The organism is Brenneria rubrifaciens (assembly GCF_005484945.1).
In the GTDB taxonomy this organism is placed as follows: domain Bacteria; phylum Pseudomonadota; class Gammaproteobacteria; order Enterobacterales; family Enterobacteriaceae; genus Brenneria; species Brenneria rubrifaciens.
Map to the genome: position 1 here is coordinate 1,158,859 of NZ_CP034035.1, position 18,114 is coordinate 1,176,972.

General features: G+C 53.8%; 16 protein-coding genes. 5 read left to right on the top strand and 11 right to left on the bottom strand.

Going from position 1 to position 18,114, the window contains the following annotated elements:
* Positions 1-3: 3 nt before the first annotated feature.
* Both fur and fldA read right to left on the bottom strand, forming a co-directional pair.
* Positions 4-453 carry a ferric iron uptake transcriptional regulator gene (gene fur / locus EH207_RS05435; protein WP_137713069.1) on the bottom strand — a complete coding sequence of 150 codons (450 nt, stop codon included), beginning with the start codon at positions 451-453 and terminating at the stop codon, positions 4-6.
* A 344-nt stretch (positions 454-797) separates the two neighbouring features.
* Complete coding sequence (gene fldA / locus EH207_RS05440; protein ID WP_137713070.1) at positions 798-1,325, bottom strand: flavodoxin FldA; 528 nt, start codon at positions 1,323-1,325, stop codon at positions 798-800.
* A 957-nt stretch (positions 1,326-2,282) separates the two neighbouring features.
* On the opposite strand from fldA, the gene EH207_RS05445 reads away from it, so the two are divergent.
* Positions 2,283-3,953: a methyl-accepting chemotaxis protein gene (locus tag EH207_RS05445; protein WP_137713071.1), complete on the top strand. Its 1,671-nt coding sequence runs from the start codon at positions 2,283-2,285 to the stop codon at positions 3,951-3,953.
* A gap of 41 nt (positions 3,954-3,994) precedes the next feature.
* On the opposite strand, the gene ybfE is transcribed toward EH207_RS05445, so the two are convergent.
* Both ybfE and ybfF read right to left on the bottom strand, forming a co-directional pair.
* Positions 3,995-4,291 (bottom strand): LexA regulated protein, encoded by a 297-nt coding sequence (gene ybfE, locus EH207_RS05450; protein ID WP_137715275.1) that lies wholly within the window; start codon positions 4,289-4,291, stop codon positions 3,995-3,997.
* A gap of 239 nt (positions 4,292-4,530) precedes the next feature.
* Positions 4,531-5,298 carry an esterase gene (ybfF, locus tag EH207_RS05455; RefSeq protein ID WP_137713072.1) on the bottom strand — a complete coding sequence of 256 codons (768 nt, stop codon included), beginning with the start codon at positions 5,296-5,298 and terminating at the stop codon, positions 4,531-4,533.
* Positions 5,299-5,517: 219 nt separating this feature from the next.
* Between ybfF and seqA the strand changes: the two genes are divergently transcribed.
* Together seqA and pgm are read left to right on the top strand one after the other, a co-directional pair.
* Positions 5,518-6,048 (top strand): replication initiation negative regulator SeqA, encoded by a 531-nt coding sequence (gene seqA, locus EH207_RS05460; RefSeq protein WP_137713073.1) that lies wholly within the window; start codon positions 5,518-5,520, stop codon positions 6,046-6,048.
* 33 nt (positions 6,049-6,081) lie between these two features.
* Positions 6,082-7,725 (top strand): phosphoglucomutase (alpha-D-glucose-1,6-bisphosphate-dependent), encoded by a 1,644-nt coding sequence (pgm, locus tag EH207_RS05465; RefSeq protein WP_137713074.1) that lies wholly within the window; start codon positions 6,082-6,084, stop codon positions 7,723-7,725.
* An 89-nt stretch (positions 7,726-7,814) separates the two neighbouring features.
* Here the strand turns inward: pgm and EH207_RS05470 are convergent, their stop codons facing one another.
* The 7 genes from EH207_RS05470 to kdpF form a co-directional block, all read right to left on the bottom strand.
* On the bottom strand, positions 7,815-8,243 hold the full coding sequence (locus EH207_RS05470; protein ID WP_137713075.1) for an EamA family transporter: 429 nt from the start codon (positions 8,241-8,243) through the stop codon (positions 7,815-7,817).
* Between the two features lie 121 nt (positions 8,244-8,364).
* The gene (gene kdpE, locus EH207_RS05475; protein ID WP_137713076.1) at positions 8,365-9,045 is read right to left on the bottom strand and encodes a two-component system response regulator KdpE; all 681 of its coding nucleotides are present in this window, start codon (positions 9,043-9,045) and stop codon (positions 8,365-8,367) included.
* A gap of 15 nt (positions 9,046-9,060) precedes the next feature.
* Complete coding sequence (gene kdpD, locus EH207_RS05480) at positions 9,061-11,793, bottom strand: two-component system sensor histidine kinase KdpD (protein ID WP_137713077.1); 2,733 nt, start codon at positions 11,791-11,793, stop codon at positions 9,061-9,063.
* A gap of 48 nt (positions 11,794-11,841) precedes the next feature.
* Positions 11,842-12,417 (bottom strand): potassium-transporting ATPase subunit KdpC, encoded by a 576-nt coding sequence (gene kdpC / locus EH207_RS05485; protein ID WP_137713078.1) that lies wholly within the window; start codon positions 12,415-12,417, stop codon positions 11,842-11,844.
* A gap of 18 nt (positions 12,418-12,435) precedes the next feature.
* Positions 12,436-14,568 carry a potassium-transporting ATPase subunit KdpB gene (gene kdpB / locus EH207_RS05490; protein WP_175413645.1) on the bottom strand — a complete coding sequence of 711 codons (2,133 nt, stop codon included), beginning with the start codon at positions 14,566-14,568 and terminating at the stop codon, positions 12,436-12,438.
* 15 nt (positions 14,569-14,583) lie between these two features.
* Positions 14,584-16,272: a potassium-transporting ATPase subunit KdpA gene (kdpA, locus tag EH207_RS05495; protein ID WP_137713079.1), complete on the bottom strand. Its 1,689-nt coding sequence runs from the start codon at positions 16,270-16,272 to the stop codon at positions 14,584-14,586.
* Positions 16,272-16,361, bottom strand: a complete 90-nt coding sequence (kdpF, locus tag EH207_RS05500) for a K(+)-transporting ATPase subunit F (RefSeq protein ID WP_137713080.1) — start codon at positions 16,359-16,361, stop codon at positions 16,272-16,274. Before kdpF ends, kdpA begins: the two co-directional genes overlap by 1 nt.
* 397 nt (positions 16,362-16,758) lie before the next feature.
* On the opposite strand from kdpF, the gene EH207_RS05505 reads away from it, so the two are divergent.
* Together EH207_RS05505 and EH207_RS05510 are read left to right on the top strand one after the other, a co-directional pair.
* Positions 16,759-16,965: a YbfA family protein gene (locus EH207_RS05505; RefSeq protein WP_137713081.1), complete on the top strand. Its 207-nt coding sequence runs from the start codon at positions 16,759-16,761 to the stop codon at positions 16,963-16,965.
* A gap of 168 nt (positions 16,966-17,133) precedes the next feature.
* Positions 17,134-18,093: a YbgA family protein gene (locus tag EH207_RS05510; protein ID WP_137713082.1), complete on the top strand. Its 960-nt coding sequence runs from the start codon at positions 17,134-17,136 to the stop codon at positions 18,091-18,093.
* The last annotated feature ends 21 nt before the right edge of the window (positions 18,094-18,114 follow it).

Consider the following 18,114-nt stretch of genomic DNA (forward strand, 5'->3'; position numbering starts at 1 on the left):
GATTTATCTTTTTGCGTCGTGCAGGGTTTCGTTTTCACGGCAATCCCCGTTACTGCAATGCCCATATAGATACAGACTATGGTTAGTCAGCTTGATGCTGTGTCTTTCAGCGATTTCGCGCTGGCGCCCTTCAATGTATTCATCACGAAATTCAATGACTCTGCCGCAATCCAGGCAAATCAGATGGTCATGATGATGTTGTTGGGTCAGTTCAAAAACTGACTTGCCACCTTCAAAGTTATGTCGGGTTACAATGCCTGCGTCATCAAACTGATTCAGTACACGGTAGACAGTCGCCAGACCAATCTCTTCGCCCATATCAATCAGTTTTTTATATAAATCTTCCGCACTGACGTGGTGGCACTCAGGGTCCTGTAGTACTTCCAAAATTTTCAGTCTTGGAAGAGTCACTTTCAGGCCGGCCTTCTTTAATGCGGAATTATTGTCAGTCATGCGGATTTAGTCCTGTTGCTTACTTATCAATGGAGGCTATCTAGCATCTAGCCTATGACATCGGTCGGCTCAAAAGATAGAGCTCAAAAGATAGAATAGTGCCTCATTATAGAACCGTGCATTCAAAATGAAAACAATGGAATGTTAACAATATTATCCCTATCTATACTATAGACATTCAACGCAATGTATTGTTGATAAATGGGGAAATATTTATACACGTACAAAACCGATGGGTATATTGTACAGGTTAATGAAGGGAAGTTAAAAAAATGTGTCAATCATTATAAAAGGTTTTTCCTATCAATTTGGCTCTGATCAGGGTATCAGAGCCAAAAGCCTCATTAACTGACCAGATCTTTCAGACTCAGCTCTTCACTGATCTGTTTTACCCAGGCAGAGACGCGATCGTTGGTCAACTCAGGTTGACGATCTTCGTCGATAGCCAAGCCGATGAAATGGTCATCATCAGCCAAGCCTTTGGAGGCTTCAAAGTAGTACCCTTCTGTTGGCCAGTGGCCGACAATGGTTGCTCCGCGCGGCTCAATAATATCGCGGATAGTCCCCATGGCATCGCAGAAATATTCCGCATAATCTTCCTGATCGCCACAGCCAAACAGGGCAACCAGTTTGCCCGTGAAATCGATCTCCTCCAGCGTGGGGAAAAAGTCATCCCAGTCGCATTGGGCTTCACCGTAGTACCAGGTGGGGATACCCAGGAGTAGAATATCGAAAGCCTCAAGGTCTTCTTTACTGCTTTTGGCGATGTCATGAACTTCAGCAACACCGGCGCCCAGTTGCTGTTGGATCGTCTTGGCAATGTTTTCCGTATTGCCAGTATCACTGCCAAAGAAAATTCCTATCAGTGCCATGAATTAGATAACCTCTTGATTCTTAATGATATGATGCCATACCTCATCGACTTATCGGCTCATGATAACAGACACTACCTGCATGAGAAACTCGTATCGGTAAGGATAACTCAATTGGACAATGTATTTTGCTTTGTCATCATTCATAACCGCAGGAACGGATGCTCTTGATGGAATCAATGAAAGAATGGCTGAGTTCTGAAGAAGTGATACCGATTTCATTTGGTCATGTCACGCTCTTCCTGGCCATATCTTGATATCCTCCATTCCCTTATATTTTGCGGAAAAGAAACATTCAAATTGGTAGCCCTTTTAAAAATGAACTTTTGTTTATGTGAAAGTGTGTCAAATGTAATGAAGCTGCATTGTTTTACTCTTTATAATGCTAACTCACTTAGCAGATAAATTAAAAAGCTGATAAATTTTAAGAAATTTCGTTAGTGTCGGTTTTGGCAAGAAATAATTAGTAGGGTAATTAAGTGTTACAATAAATATCGTATTGCCAGCGTATTAACATACTCAATTCTTGGAGAAAACTCACGGTAAAATATCGAATTCTCCAGAATAGTGAGAACGCGTAGGACGTTCCGGTACAAGGCGGGATGCCCGGTTACCCCGCGGCGCGGTTTTCACTACTCTTGAACGAAGCGGGCACTTAAATGTTGATGGTCAGTAAACGGTTTTTGGTATAACTCAATCAGATAAATAGCTTAATTCATATAAAACTATGAGATTGTTCACGGAATGGAAAAACAGTCGTCGAAAAGATATATCCAGCTATAAATATTCTCTGAATTTTGTCGATTAATAGCGTGATCCTGTTGGGTTTAATATCGTGAAATTCGGGTGCCGGAGAGAAAAGGCATATTTCGTAGTATGAATTTTCCAGACTCTGTATGTCGAACAACGATAAAAACCATCCTTATTATATTTTACCGCCTAGAGTTGGAGTGAGCTATGAGTTCTATAAAGAACATTACCATTAGAACGGCAATGCTGTGGGTGCTGGGCACCTTTTGCGTGCTGTGGGGAGGCGTGTCGATATATACCATGTTCTCTTTTAAAGAGATGACAACGACATCCAAGACCAGCACTCTGCTGGTGCAGAACATGAACTTTGTGAATCAGGGGAATGATCAATATTTCCGTATGGTAACGCGTTTGGCCCGATCCGTTGATGCCCGGCGCAGCGGCGACAATACGACGGCGGAGCAGGAGCAGGCTTCGGCATTGGCGGCCCTTAACACGTTGAAATCGGATTTGGCGACATTCAATACCATCGACCATGCAGGACTGGATGATGAACTGGTCCAGGCGGTCAGCCGCGACTGGAATGACCTGATTGTTCAGGGCATTGAACCGTTGTATCAAAAAGCTGCTGGAAATATGCTGGATGATTATCAAAATCTGGCCAGAGATGGTGTACCGCCATTAAGCCGTAAGTTTGGGGCATCGCTGAGCGCCTTTAATAAAGCCGGCTCAGAAAAGTTTGCTGCCGCAGGTGTTCGTTTTGAGGAAATCACCTTCATCGGCCAGGTTATTTTGCTGGCGGGGTTGATCATCGGTCTGGTGCTACTGTTTCTGACTGACCGTTATCTGGTGGTCTGTCTGGTGCGTCCTTTGAATGTTCTGCGCGATCATTTCGGCGTGATTGCCTCGGGCCAACTGGGTAAACCGATTGTTGATTTTAGCCGTAATTGCGTTGGCAGATTGTTCCCGCTACTGCGCGAAATGCAAGCCAGTTTAGCAAATACTGTCAGCATTATCCGAGGCAGTACGGATTCTATTTATCAGGGGGCGTCGGAAATTGCCGCTGGCAATAATGATTTGTCATCACGCACGGAACAACAGGCTTCCGCACTGGAAGAAACCGCGGCCAGCATGGAACAATTGACGGCAACGGTGAAGCAGAACGCGGAAAACGCCAGTCATGCCAGCCAGTTGGCGCTGCAAGCTTCCACAACTGCGAAGAAAGGCGGTGGTATCGTTGAAAATGTGGTGAAAACCATGGCGGAAATCTCTGGCAGTTCAAGAAAGATTGCAGAAATCACCACCGTGATTAACGGTATTGCCTTCCAGACCAACATTCTGGCGCTTAACGCCGCGGTAGAGGCGGCACGGGCCGGTGAGCAAGGTCGTGGCTTCGCCGTGGTCGCAGGGGAGGTTCGTAGCCTGGCGCAACGCAGCGCGCAAGCCGCGAAAGAAATTGAAGGGTTGATCGCCGAATCGGTACGCTGTGTGGATACCGGCTCAAATCTGGTTGAAGATGCCGGTAGCACCATGAATGAAATCGTGCGGGCGGTTACAAACGTAACGGATATCATGGGCGAAATCGCCTCCGCTTCGGAAGAACAGAGCAAAGGGATTGCGCAGGTTGGTCAGGCCGTCGCGGAGATGGATAGCGTTACTCAGCAGAATGCGGCGTTGGTGGAACAGGCTTCGGCTGCCGCACGGTCGCTTGAGGAGCAGGCTGCGTTGCTCAACCAGACGGTTTCTTTATTCCAGTTGTCCGAGCAGCATTCACAACCGCAGGTCGCGGCAAAATCAGCGCAGGCGCCCCGGGCCGTCGCTGCTGCGCCTGCCAGGAAAGCGCTGCCGCCTGGCAAGGATAATTGGGAAAAATTCTGATCCTGATCTTTATCGGTGTCAGGGATGACGCCACACAAACCTTAGACATCGCTATCTTGAGAGGTTTGTCCGGCCAACTGAGCCAGCAGTATTTGCTCAATCAGTTCGCTACGGCTGATATTCTGTTGTTCTGCCAGGCTATTTAGTATATCCACCGCCTCGCTATTGATTTTTAATTCAATACGCCGCAACCCGCGAACTTTATCGCGCCGCAGTTGGTTGCGCTTGTTGATTCTTAGCTGTTCATCACGTGAAAGCGGGTTGGTTTTCGGGCGACCTGGGCGGCGCTCATCTGCGAACAGATCCAGCGTGGTGCGATCCGTTTGTTCTTTTGCCATAAGTAGTGATAGTGCAAGGTATTCGGACCAAAACGCGCACATCCTTATTTCCTTTACCTCTCATCAGGCAGTTGAACCGGCTTGCCTGCATGATGAAATCTACGGATATATAACGCGTGCATTTTGATGATGTGGTTACAATGCTTGTGGCTTATCAGCCATCCCTCTACTGCGGGCGCCATCATACCCTAGCGGTACTGACGGCGACAACGGATAACTTAGGCCGTTTGCGAGCCTGGTTAACCGGCATCCAGAAAACGATGAATGGCCCGCAAAACAGCATTCGGTTTCTCTGAATGAACCCAGTGACCAGCGCCGCCGATCACATGAGCGCGGGCGGCCGGGAACTGGCTCAACAAGGCATCACGGTGGATATCGTCCAGATACGGCGAGTTTTCACCACGAATAAACAGAATGGGTCCCTGCCACGCGGGGATGGCCTGCCAACCGACGATATTTTCATACTGTTCCCGCAATACCGGCACATTAAAACGCCATTCGCCTTGATGGAAAGATTTCAGCAGAAACTGAATCACGCCTTCTTCTTTAATGAACTGGCGCATCAATCCGGCGGCGTCTGAACGTGAGGTGATCCCCGCCTCGGTGACCGCGCTGAGCGCGGAGAAAATCGCATCGTGCCTGCGTACCTGATAGCCCACCGGCGCGATATCAATCACCACCAGTTTTTCCAATCGCTCAGGGATCAGCGCCGTGAGCGACATGGCGACTTTTCCGCCCATGGAATGGCCGATAACGGCAGCCCGTTCTATGTTTAATTCATCCATTAGCGTCGAAACATCCTGCGCCATGGCCGGGTAGGTCATCTGTGGCGAACGTGGCGACAGACCGTGATTGCGTAAATCGATTTGTAGTATCTCATGCTGATTTTGCAGTTCCCGGCCCACTATCCCAAGATTATCCAGATTACCAAACAGGCCGTGAATAAGGATCACGGGTAGCTTGCCCTGCGGCTGATGAGCATAATATCTGCGATAATTCAATTTCATGGTGAAGTTCATTCAGAGAGACAGACGCTTAGGGTATCATGACTTTACGACGTAATGCTGTCGCCGGAGAAACAGGTATGACCACTTGAGCAGATGCCGGGATATTGGGGCATAGTCCGACTTTTCGCATTGTCCGCGCTATGTCGCTGTTCGAGAGCGTTTAATCGCTTGTATACTCCTTGACGATTGATTTGGATAATAAAACAGTACTGGATAAAGATGAAAACTATTGAGGTCGACGAAGAGCTTTATCGTTATATCGCCAGCCACACACAGCATATTGGCGAGAGCGCATCGGATATTTTACGGCGTATGTTGAAATTTACCGCCGGCCAGGTTGTCTCGCCGCAGGCGCGAGAGCCGATAGCCAGTGCTAAGCCGCTCTCGGCGCCGGGGCCGAGCGATCGGGTCCGTATGCTGCGTGAGCTGCTGCTGTCGGACGAATACGCTGAACAGAACAAAGCCATCAATCGCTTTATGCTGGTACTGTCCACGCTGTATACCTTGTCGCCGCAGGCGTTTGCGGCAGCGACGGAATCACTTCACGGCCGCACGCGGGTGTACTTTGCTGGCGATCAGCAAACCTTACTTCAGCATGGCACGCACACGAAACCCAGGCATATTCCGGGTACGCCATACTGGGTTATTACCAATACCAATACCGGTCGTAAACGCGGCATGATTGAGCACATCATGTTGACAATGCAGTTCCCAGCCGAACTGACAGAGAAAGTTTGCGGTACTATCTAACCTTTAATTTGATAGCGTCAGGGAGAAATGCCAATGGCTAATCACCCCAGAGCAGGGAAACCCACCCTGCAAAGCGATTTAATCAATGTGGCGCAGTTAACGTCACAATATTATGTTTTGCGGCCGGACGTCGGGAATGCCGCACACGCGGTGAAATTCGGTACGTCCGGTCACCGTGGCAGTGCAGAGCGTCACAGTTTTAATGAAGCGCATATTCTGGCGATAGCGCAGGCGATTGCGGAAGAGCGCAAAAAGCAGGGCGTCAGCGGCCCGTGCTATGTCGGCAAAGACACCCATGCCTTGTCAGAGCCCGCATTTATTTCGGTGTTGGAAGTGCTGGCGGCCAACGGCGTGGATGTGATTGTTCAGCAAGACAACGGTTTTACGCCGACGCCTGCCGTTTCCAATGCAATTCTGGTGCACAACCATCAGGGAGGCGCATTGGCTGACGGTATCGTCATTACGCCGTCTCACAACCCGCCGGAGGACGGCGGGATTAAATACAACCCGCCAAACGGCGGCCCTGCGGATACCAATCTTACCAGCGTGATTGAAAAGCGTGCGAACGCGCTGTTGGCTGATGCGCTGCGGGAAGTAAAACGCATTACGCTGGATCAGGCGTGGAAAAGCGGCTACCTGCACGAACAGGATTTGGTACAGCCGTATGTGGAAGGGCTGACCAGCGTGGTGGATATGGCTGCTATTCAACGTGCCGGCCTGAAGCTGGGCGTTGATCCGCTGGGCGGTTCCGGTATCGCCTACTGGCAGCGTATTGCCGAGTATTACAAGCTGGATCTGGCGCTGGTGAACGATGCCGTCGATCAGACGTTCCGCTTCATGACGCTGGATCACGACGGCGTGATTCGCATGGATTGCTCGTCGGTATCGGCGATGGCCGGGCTATTGGCGCTACGTGATAAGTTTGATCTTGCCTTCGCCAACGATCCTGACTACGACCGCCATGGCATCGTGACGCCTGCGGGGTTGATGAACCCGAATCACTATCTGGCGGTATCCATCGACTACCTGTTCCGGCATCGTCCGCAGTGGGGCGACGCTGTCGCCGTCGGGAAAACGCTGGTTTCCAGCGCCATGATCGACCGGGTGGTGGCCGATCTGGGGCGTAAGCTGGTGGAAGTGCCGGTCGGTTTTAAGTGGTTTGTCGACGGCCTGTTTGACGGCAGCTTTGGCTTCGGCGGTGAAGAGAGCGCGGGCGCCTCGTTCCTGCGTTTTGACGGTACGCCCTGGTCAACGGATAAAGATGGGATCATCATGTGCCTGCTGGCGGCGGAAATTACTGCGGTGACGGGTAAAAACCCACAGCAACATTATGACCATCTGGCGCAGCGTTTTGGCGCGCCGAGCTATAATCGTATTCAGGCGCCGGCGACGCATGCTCAGAAGGCGGCGTTGTCCAGGTTATCGCCACAACAGGTTTCGGCGAGCACGCTGGCGGGAGATGCGATTACCGCTCGCCTGACGACGGCGCCGGGCAATGGCGCGTCTATCGGCGGTTTGAAAGTGATGACCGATAACGGCTGGTTTGCGGCGCGTCCTTCCGGTACGGAAGAAGCCTACAAAATCTACTGCGAGAGCTTCCTCGGTGCGGAACATCGGGAGCGTATAGAGAAAGAGGCGGTAGAGATTGTCAGTACGGTGCTGGCGAATGCCAAATAAGTCAAACGCAGGCGCTGTTTACAGCGCCTCAGCGCCTTTTTTACCACGAGCCGTCGCAAGCGAGGTTTGAAATGGCACCCGGCGATTTTTTATCCCAGCGCCACCATTAACGCCCCCGCCGAAATCAGGGCCACGCCTGCGCCGGCCAGCAGCGAAATCTTTTCCCCCAGCAGCAGTACCGCCAGAACAACGGCAAACACAACGCTGAGTTTATCGATAGGCGCAACCTGGGCGACGTTCCCATGTTTCAGCGCCATAAAGTAAAACAGCCATGACATTGCGCCTGCCACGCCGCTCAGCAGAATAAACAGCAGCGCTTTTTTATTGGCGAGAATGTCGCCAACCAGCGCGGTTTTTCCCTGTGCAACCACGACACCGATAAGAAAGAGCGCCATGACGACGGCACGGATCGCCGTCGCGGTATTGGCGTCAAGGTTTTGCAGGCCAATTTTGCCAAACAGTGCGACCAGCGAGGCACAAAGCGCGGAAAGCAATGCATAGATCAACCAACTGCTCATGACGACATATCCCTGTAAGTAATAAAAAAAGAGGTCAGTAACGTTGTGACGCATAAAACGGAAATGTTACGCCCTGTGGCGGCCGATCGCCAGAGTCGGGGCGGAGATGGCGTAAAACACCTTATGGCATAAACCGGTAGCCGATGGCGGTTTCGGTGAGCAGATGCTGTGGCCGCGACGGATCGCTTTCTAATTTCTGACGCAGATGTCCCATGTAAATTCGCAGATAATGGCTGTGTTCGACCGCATTGGGGCCCCACACCTGACTGAGTAACTGGCGTTGCGTCAGCACCTTGCCGGGATTGGATACCAGCGTCGCCAGCAGCCGGAACTCAAGGGGCGTCAGGTGCAACGTCTGTCCGTCCCGGCTGACCAAATGATTAAGCAGATCAACCGTCACATTGCCGAAACTGACGAGCGGCGTTTCCTGTTGATCACTGCCGTGACGACGTAATGAAACCCGCACTCTGGCCAGCAATTCACCAATGCCAAACGGTTTGGTCAGGTAGTCATCGGCGCCGACATCAAGTGCATCGATTTTGTCCTGCTCGTCGGTCCGGGCGGAAAGCACAATAACCGGCATGCCGCTCCATTGGCGTAAATCACGGATATAGTCGATGCCGTTCCCATCGGGCAGGCCGAGATCGAGGATCACCAGATCGGGTTTACGCGTTGCCGCTTCAAGCAGGCCGCGTTGCAGCGTCTCTGCCTCGAATACGCGGCAACCTTCACCCTCCAGCGCCTGACGGACAAAACGGCGGATCTCTTTTTCATCTTCCACGATCAGAATTGTGGCCTGCAACGGGATCAATGCTCCTCAAGTCTCAAGTTCTTCCGGTTCGACCGCCGGCGGGGCGGACAACGGCAGCGTGAAGTGAAATGCGGCGCCGCCTGTTTCAACGTTGGCAGCCCAGATCTGACCGCCGTGAATCTCGACGATGGCGCGGCAAATCGCCAGTCCCAGCCCGACGCCGGGGATGGATGACTCTTTGTGACCGCGCGCGAATTTATCAAAAATAACGTTTTCCTGCCCGGCCTCGATACCCGGCCCATCATCTCGTACAATGGCTTCCAGCCAGCCCTCGCCAGTCTCCGGCCGGTGTTCGATCCTCGTTTCAATGACGATGGTTGCCTGCTCTCCCGCGTATTTAAGCGCATTTTCCAACAGATTAATGAGCACCCGTTCAATCAGGCTGGCATCGCAGTAAACCAGAATCATCTCATCGGGCAGATTCACCTGAATAGTATTCTTTGCCAGCGAGCTTTCCAACTGTTGTAACGCGCTGCCAATCAACTCTTCCAGCGACTGCCACGCTTTGCGCAGGTTGAAGCCATCGGACTGGATTCGCGCCATATCCAGCAAATTGTTCACCAGTCGCGTGGTGTTGAGAATTTGCTGGCGGATTTGGCTGGCCTGAGGCGCATAGGGAGATCCCTCGCTGGCCAGATTGAGCGTCAGAATCTCCGCCTGGCCGAACAGGACCGTCAGCGGCGTTCTCAGATCGTGCGACAGCGCGGCGAGCAACGAGTTACGCAATTGCTCGCGCTCCGCGTCCAGGCGGGCATTTTCCGTGCTTCGCATCAAATGCAGACGCTCCAGCGCGTTGGCGATCAGCACGGTGAAGGTTTCCAGCAGGCGCTGTTGCTCCGGGATCATCAACTGGCGGGCATTATTTGGCTCAATGGCCAGTACGCCGAAAATCTGCTGTGTCGTGGCTAACGGCAGGATCTGGTAAGGCACGCCGGGTAAGGTGCTGGTGCCCGCGCCGGCGGGCGCACGGTGATCGTAGCTCCAGCGGGCAATGGCTTTATCCACGATCAACTGTTCCTGCCCCTCGATAACCGGCTGGTGTAACTCAGGAGAGGAGGAATGAGTTTTATCCGCCAGTAGCAGGGCGATTTTGGCCTGAAAGGTGGTTCGCAGAAAATGATGGCTGGCCTTAACGATATCCAGACTGGACAAACTACTGTTAAGCGTTTTCGACATTTCATACAGATGACGTACCCGTTGTTCGCGGTAGCGCGCGACCCTGGCCTGATAGCGAACCCCGGCCGTCAGGTTACCCACCAGAATCCCGACACCCAGCATCACCGCGAAGGTCACCAGATATTGCGCATCCGACACCGCCAAGGTGCCACGCGGCAGGATGAAGAACAGGTCAAAGCTGGTGACGTTAATGACCGCGGCAAAGACGGAAGGCCAACGACCGTAAAACAGCGCGATGATCACCACGGCCAGCAGATAGACCATCACCAGATTGACAGGTTCCAGCGTCGAAAACGGTGACCAGGAGGCCAGCAACGTGATCAAAGCGCACAGCAACATCGCCATTACGCACCCATAAAGCTGCATGCGCCATTTTTCCGCCAGTCCGCGCGTATCTGGCGTTTTCACCGACGCGGCGAGAGGCTCATCCTGAACAGAGACGACGACCAGATCCAGATCCGGACCCAGCCGCCCAAGACGCTCGGCGAAGCGCGTACGCCACCACCAGCCGAAACGCTGTTCAGTATGGCGGCCGATAACGATTTTCCCCAGATTGTTCTCCCGCGCATAGCGCAGGACGGCGTATTCCTCATCGGGTTCGGACAGCGTGGTGGTTTCCGCGCCCAGATCCTGAGCCAGCTTGAGCGCGCGCAAAATGGCGCGCCGCCGCGGTTCCGGTAATTGGTGCAGCCGCGGGGTTTCAACGTAAACCGCATGCCAGGCGCTGCCTAACCGCGCCGCCAGCCGAGCGGCGGTGCGCACCAGCTTTTCATTCCCGGTACCGTGCCCGATGCAGAGCAAAATGGCGTCCCGCGTATGCCAGACATGCTCGCGGCCCTGACCGGCACGCAGCGCCCGCATTTGATCGTCAACCCGATCCGCCATGCGCCTCAGTGCCAGTTCACGCAACGCGATCAGGTTGCTTTTGCGAAAAAAATTCTCCACGGCGCGCTCGGCCTGCAATGGCAGATACACTTTGCCTTCGTCCAGACGCTGGCGCAGATCGTCCGGCGGCAGATCGACCAGGATGACTTCACTGGCGTGATCGAAGATGGGGTCGGGCACGGTTTCCCGCACCCGAATGCCGGTGACGCCGCCGACCACATCGTTCAGACTTTCCAGATGTTGCACATTGACCGTGGTAAACACATCAATACCCGCGTCCAACAGCTCCTGAACATCCTGCCAGCGTTTGGGATGACGGGAACCGGCCGCGTTGCTGTGCGCCAGTTCATCCATAAGGATCAGGGCCGGGCAGCGCGCGAGTGCGGCATCGAGATCGAATTCGGCGTTATGGCGGCCACGATGATGAATACGCTTGAGCGGAAGCTGCGGCAAGCCTTCCAGCAGCGCCGCGGTTTCACTGCGACCGTGGGTTTCAACTACGCCAACCAGAATGTCCAGCCCCTGGCGCCGCAGCCGTTGGGCTTCCTGTAGCATGGCGTAGGTTTTGCCGACGCCGGCGCAGGCCCCGAAAAAGATTTTCAGCTTACCGCGCGGCGGATCGCCAATTTGCGCCAGCAGGTTGTCTGGATTCGGGCGACGATCTTCACCGTCAATCATGGTTTGTCCTTGTCAGGTACGTCATAAAACATCATTAATCATAGTGTATCAGGGAAGCGGTTTTTCCTTATCCAAGGCCAGATTGAGCATCAGGACATTCACGGTCGGTTGACCGATAAACGCGGGTTTGCCGGTTTGGGTCAGTTGGTCAATCAGTTGCTGAACCCGTTGCAGCGAAATCCCTCTGACCTGAGCAATGCGGCTGGCCTGATAGCGCGCGGCGTCTGGTGAAATATGCGGATCAAGCCCGCTGGCCGAGGCGGTCAGTAATTCAACCGGTATCGGCTGGACGCCGCCGCTCAGTTGGCGCCACCCAGCCGCGCGTTGCTCCAGTAACTTATCCAGCGCCGGGTTGCTGGCGGCCAGATTACTGCCGCCGGACGCGAGGGGATTATAGGATGTATCCGCGGTTGCAGATGGGCGTCCCTGAAAATAGCCTTTGTGCGTGAATGCCTGACCGATCAGGGAAGAGCCTACCGCCGTGCCATTGCGATATACCAGCGAACCGTTGGACTGCGACGGAAACAGCCATTGGGCCAATCCGGTGGTCAGTAACGGATAAACCCCGCCGGTCAGCAGTATCAGCATCAGTAAAAGAAACAGTGAAGAGCGTAAATAGCGCATAGTATTACCTGTCAACGGTTAAACCAGATTCAATCCGGTCAGCAATAAATCGATGAGCTTGATACCGGCAAACGGCACAACCAGTCCCCCAAGACCATAAATCCACAGGTTGCGGCTCAGCAGCGCCGCCGCACTCATCGGCCGGTAGCTTATGCCCTTAAGCGCCAGCGGGATCAGAAAGACGATAATCAGTGCATTGAAGATCACGGCGGAAAGCATGGCCGACGCGGGCGAATGAAGCTGCATGACGTTCAGCGCGTTGAGCTGCGGATAGGTCGCGGCAAAGGCTGCCGGAATAATGGCGAAATATTTTGCGACATCGTTGGCGATGCTGAATGTGGTTAACGATCCCCGCGTCATCAGCATCTGTTTACCGATATGCACGACTTCAATCAGCTTGGTCGGATTGGAGTCCAGATCAACCATGTTGCCCGCTTCCTTTGCCGCCTGCGTGCCCGAATTCATGGCAACCGCCACATCCGCCTGCGCCAGCGCGGGGGCATCGTTGGTGCCGTCTCCGGTCATCGCCACCAGACGGCCTTCAGCCTGATATTGGCGAATCAGAGCCAGTTTGGTTTCAGGCGTGGCTTCCGACAGAAAATCGTCCACACCGGCTTCCGCCGCAATCGCGGCGGCCGTCAGTGGGTTATCCCCGGTGATCATCACGGTTTTGATCCCCATGTTGCGTAACTCGGCGAAGCGTGCCTTGATGCCGCTTTTCACAATATCTTTCAGCTCCACCACACCCAGCACGCGTTTGCCTTCCGCGACCACCAGCGGCGTCCCCCCGCGGCGGGCTACCTGGGAAACCAGTTCTTCTACCTGATGGGGAAACGTCCCCCGATTGGCTTCGATGTACCGGCGCAGCGCGTCGACCGCGCCTTTACGGATGATACGTTGATCGATGTTCACGCCGCTCATGCGGGTCTGGGCGGAAAACGGGACAACGGTCGCATCGGGCGTCCGCGCATCTTGTTCACTCAGGTTGAAGCGCTGTCTTGCCAATACCACGATACTACGGCCTTCGGGCGTTTCATCGGACAGCGACGCCAACATAGCGGCTTCAGCCAATGCCTGCTCTGTGACCTCCGGGGCGGGTAGAAAAGCCGATGCCTGACGGTTTCCCAGCGTAATGGTGCCGGTTTTATCCAGTAACAGTACATCGATATCGCCTGCGGCTTCTACCGCACGGCCGCTGGTGGCGATCACGTTGGCACCCAGCATCCGGCTCATGCCCGCCACGCCGATGGCGGAAAGCAAGCCGCCGATGGTGGTGGGGATCAGACACACCAGCAGCGCCACCAACACCGTAATCCCGACGATCTCGCCGCTGCCGTTGGCCTGAACGCTGAACCAGGAGAAGGGATAGAGCGTGGCGGTCACCAACAAGAAAATGATCGTCAGTTCAATCAGCAAAATGGTCAGAGCGATTTCGTTCGGTGTTTTACGCCGCTGTGCGCCCTCGACCATGGCAATCATGCGGTCAAGAAAGGTTTCTCCGGGATTCACGCTGCACTCGACGACCAGCCAGTCGGACAGTAAACGCGTCCCGCCCGTCACGGAGGCGAAATCGCCGCCGGATTCGCGGATAACCGGCGCGGATTCCCCGGTGATGGCGCTTTCGTCTACCGATGCGCCCCCTTCAAGCACTTCGCCATCGCAGGGGATGGTTTCCCCAGCCTTCACTAAGATGATGTCCCCTTTACGCAGGCTGTCGGCGGTGACTTTCTCCACGTCGGCCGTAGGGTGCGGCGCGGAGAGTTTGTAAGCCCAACTGGTTTTTTTCACGCCTTTCAGGGCGCTGGCCTGCGCCTTGCTACGGCCCTCGGCCAGCGCTTCGGCAACGTTGGCGAACAGCACGGTAATCCATAGCCACAGTGACACCAGCCCGGTGAAAAGCGCATCGCCGGATGTTGATCCGGTCAGCATGGTTAACCAGATAATGGATGTCAGCAGGCTGCCGAGGTAGACCACGAACATCACCGGGTTGTGCCATTGTACGCGCGGATCAAGCTTTTTCACGGCATCGATCAGCGCCGAGCGAATGAATGCCGAATCGAACAACGTTTGCGGTTTGCGCGGGTGAGTAGAGTGACTACGATTGTTCGGATGTTCTGTCACTGCCGGTTGATTCATCGTTTGACGAGTCATAAATTTTCTCCAGCCTTAGTGCGTCAAGCTGAGCTGTAAATGTTCGGCTACTGGCCCGAGAGCCAGCGCGGGAATAAAGGTCAGCGCGCCAATCAACAGGATGATGACGCTCAACATGCCGATGAACAGCGGGCTGCGGGTAGACAGCGACCCTTTACTTTCCGGCTGGCGTTTCTTTTCTACCAGCGAACCCGCGATGGCCAGCACCGGGATCATAACGGCAAAGCGCCCCAGCAACATGGCGACAGCCAGCAGGGTGTTGTAGAACGGCGTGTTAACGCTCAGCCCGGCAAAGGCGCTGCCGTTATTATTGGCGGCGGAGGAAACGGCGTAGAGCACTTCACTAAATCCATGCGCGCCCGGATTCAGAATACCGCGGCGGCCCGCTTCGGTACTCAGCGCCAGCGCAGTACCGAGCAACACCAGAGCGGGCGGGATCAGCAGGGCCAGCGCGGTCATTTTCATCTCAAAGACATCGATCTTTTTCCCCAGATATTCGGGAGAGCGGCCAATCATCAGCCCGGCGATAAACACCGTCAGCAAAACGAACAGCAGTATGCCGTACAGACCGGAACCGACGCCGCCGAACACCACCTCGCCGATCTGTATCAGCCATAGGGGCACCATGCCGCCCAGTGCGCTAAAGGAGTCATGCATGGCGTTGACCGCACCTGTCGAAGTCGCGGTGGTCACCACGGCGTACAGGCTGGAGGTCAGAATGCCGAAACGGGTTTCCTTGCCTTCCATGTTGCCCGCACTGTCTGCTCCCCAGGCCAGCAAGTGCGGATTACCGTTGAGTTCCGCATTCATCACCAGCGCGGCGGCGGCGATTAACATCAGCGTCATGGCCCACAGCAAGGCATAGCCCTGGCGGTTGTCGCTAACCGCTTTGCCGAAGGCGAAACAGAGTGAGGCGGGGATCAGCAGGATCGCCAGCATCTGAATGAAGTTGCTGAGTGCGGTTGGGTTTTCAAAGGGATGGGCGGAATTTGCGCCGAAAAATCCCCCGCCGTTGGTGCCCAGCATTTTGATGGCTTCCTGAGAGGCGACCGGGCCCATCGGCAAGGTTTGCGCTACCCCTTCCAGGGTCGTCAAGTGTTGGTAAGGCAAAAGATTTTGCAAAACGCCTTGACTGGCGAAAAACAGCGCCAGCAGCAGTGATAGCGGCAACAGGATATAGAGCGTGATACGCAGCAGGTCGATCCAGGCGTTGCCCAGCGTGCTGACGGCACGACGAGAAAATGCGCGGATCAAGGCGAATGCCACTGCGATACCGCTGGCGGCGGAGAGGAAGTTCTGTACCGTGAGTCCCGCCATCTGACTCAGATAACTCAGCGTATTCTCCCCGCTATAAGCCTGCCAGTTGGTGTTGGTGACAAAGCTGACCGCGGTATTCAGCGCGAGATGCCACGACAGACCCGGTAGCGCTTCCGGGTTCAGGGGCAAATTTCCCTGAGAAATCAGCAGAGCAAACAGAAAGACAAAGCCGAGCAGGTTAACGGTAACAATGGCCAGCGCATACTGCCGCCAGCGCATTTCACCGGCATAGATACCCAGACCGCGCGTCGCCGCCGCCTCGAATTTTTGCAGTAACGCGCCGGTTTCACCTTCGATCAAACGGGCCAGAACGCTACCCAGCGGTTGCGCCAGTAACATCAGGATCAGCAATAAGCCGAAGATCAATAAGAATGCATTGGCAGCCATCAAAAACGCTCCGCTTTCAACAGGGCATAAACCAGATAACCCAATAAAAGCAACACTAGCAGGCTGCCTAACAGGATGCCTAAATTCACGAAACACCTCCACAGGCGTAAATCAGAATGAACATCGTCAGGCTACGTAAGGGCGGGAAAAGAAAGTGCAAATTTTCACAACGGTGGCGTAAATAAAGTATAAAAATGCTCGGTAAAAAGGCGGTTTATTGGACAAACAGCGGATAAGAAATGGCACTGAAGCGAGTAAGGGCGTTGAGCGGGCGATAAAACATAATTTAACCAGTTAATCTTGATTCTTAACTATTAAGTCACTTGGTGACGAGGTAATGAGAAAATCTGTCGATTATTTGATGTTTTTTCTGGTCGGATGAGTAGTAAAGTGTCACTGAAGACGATAAAGTTTTAATCAATATCCCGGCGTAAATTTTATGGTTCATGCAGGCCACGCTGCTTGCGTTACCGAAGGAGGATCGTTATGCCACATTACACCGCTTATCCTTTATACCGTATTCTCCTGCGTCGTATCGCGGTTGTATTCGTCGGTATTGCAGCGTTGCCGGTTATGGTATTCCGCCGCGATCGGGCGCGTTTTTACAGCTATCTGCATCGCGTGTGGCTGAAAACCAGCGATAAACCGGTATGGATGGCACAGTCCGAAGCGACGGCATGTGAGTTTTATTGACAGCCCGTTTTCCCATTCTTGTTTAACCCTTGCTGCGGCAGGGGTTTTTTCTCCCCGCTACTTTATCAATATCCTGATTTTGAGCCCTATTTTCGCCATCCACTGCACAGAAAATAGGGGGAATCCGCTATGCTGAACAGAGAAGTGTATTTTCTGTAAGGGCGAATCATGAAGCTTGAACTTATCCCGGTGGGCATCAGCGCCTGCCTGCTTGGTAATCCGGTGAGGTTTGACGGAGGACACAAGCGTCTGGCTTTTGCCGTTGAACAACTGGCGCCGTATTTTCGCTTTGAACCGCTTTGTCCTGAGATGGCAGTGGGATTGCCGGTGCCGCGTCCTGCGTTGAGATTGGTCAAAGCGGACGAGAATAAGGTTATGTTGCGCGCCAGTAACGGTTCACCGCTGGATGTGACGGAGAAAATGCTGACGTTTTCCGCGGAAAACGTCAGCCATTTACCGCATTTATGCGGCTATATCGTCTGCGCCAAATCCCCCAGTTGCGGCATGGAACGGGTAAAGGTCTATGACGAATCGCAGAAGAACGCACGCAGAAGCGGCGTGGGTCTGTTTACTCAGGAATTGCGGCACCAGATGCCCTGGCTGCCGATTGAGGAAAATGGACGATTGCACGATCCCGCGTTGCGAGAAAATTTTATCGAACGCGTTTATACACTGCATGAATTGCAGCAACTCTGGCGACAGGGACTTAGCCGGGGTGCTCTGATTGCTTTTCACAGCCGCTATAAGTTGTTGTTGCTGGCGCATTCGCAGCCAGAATACCGTGAATTGGGACGCTTTGTGGCGGGCATTGATAAGTGGGAATCGCTGGATGCGTTTATGACGGAGTACCGTCTGCGGCTGATGACGCTGCTTGCCCGCCCGGCGACGCGGCGTAATCACACCAATGTGCTGATGCATGTACAGGGCTATTTCCGCCGTCAGCTCAACGTACAACAGCGGCAGGAGCTGGCACAACTGATTGACCGCTATCGCCAGGGGCTACAGCCCTTGCTGGCGCCCATCACGTTACTCAAACACTATATGGCGGAATATCCTGATGAGTATCTGGCGCAACAGCGCTATTTCGAGCCCTATCCAGAAGCGCTGAGGCTGCGCTACGGTCACTAACTGGCAGACTGAGGATAATTC

Coding starts and splice junctions, on each gene's coding strand:
- kdpB (WP_175413645.1), bottom strand. CDS start 14,568: ATGACTCGTCAAACGATGAATCAACCGGCAGTGACAGAACATCCGAAC.
- ybfF (WP_137713072.1), bottom strand. CDS start 5,298: ATGAAATTGAATTATCGCAGATATTATGCTCATCAGCCGCAGGGCAAG.
- kdpD (WP_137713077.1), bottom strand. CDS start 11,793: ATGATTGACGGTGAAGATCGTCGCCCGAATCCAGACAACCTGCTGGCG.
- EH207_RS05510 (WP_137713082.1), top strand. CDS start 17,134: ATGAAGCTTGAACTTATCCCGGTGGGCATCAGCGCCTGCCTGCTTGGT.
- EH207_RS05505 (WP_137713081.1), top strand. CDS start 16,759: ATGCCACATTACACCGCTTATCCTTTATACCGTATTCTCCTGCGTCGT.
- kdpC (WP_137713078.1), bottom strand. CDS start 12,417: ATGCGCTATTTACGCTCTTCACTGTTTCTTTTACTGATGCTGATACTG.
- seqA (WP_137713073.1), top strand. CDS start 5,518: ATGAAAACTATTGAGGTCGACGAAGAGCTTTATCGTTATATCGCCAGC.
- fur (WP_137713069.1), bottom strand. CDS start 453: ATGACTGACAATAATTCCGCATTAAAGAAGGCCGGCCTGAAAGTGACT.
- fldA (WP_137713070.1), bottom strand. CDS start 1,325: ATGGCACTGATAGGAATTTTCTTTGGCAGTGATACTGGCAATACGGAA.
- kdpA (WP_137713079.1), bottom strand. CDS start 16,272: ATGGCTGCCAATGCATTCTTATTGATCTTCGGCTTATTGCTGATCCTG.
- ybfE (WP_137715275.1), bottom strand. CDS start 4,291: ATGGCAAAAGAACAAACGGATCGCACCACGCTGGATCTGTTCGCAGAT.
- EH207_RS05470 (WP_137713075.1), bottom strand. CDS start 8,243: ATGAGCAGTTGGTTGATCTATGCATTGCTTTCCGCGCTTTGTGCCTCG.
- EH207_RS05445 (WP_137713071.1), top strand. CDS start 2,283: ATGAGTTCTATAAAGAACATTACCATTAGAACGGCAATGCTGTGGGTG.
- pgm (WP_137713074.1), top strand. CDS start 6,082: ATGGCTAATCACCCCAGAGCAGGGAAACCCACCCTGCAAAGCGATTTA.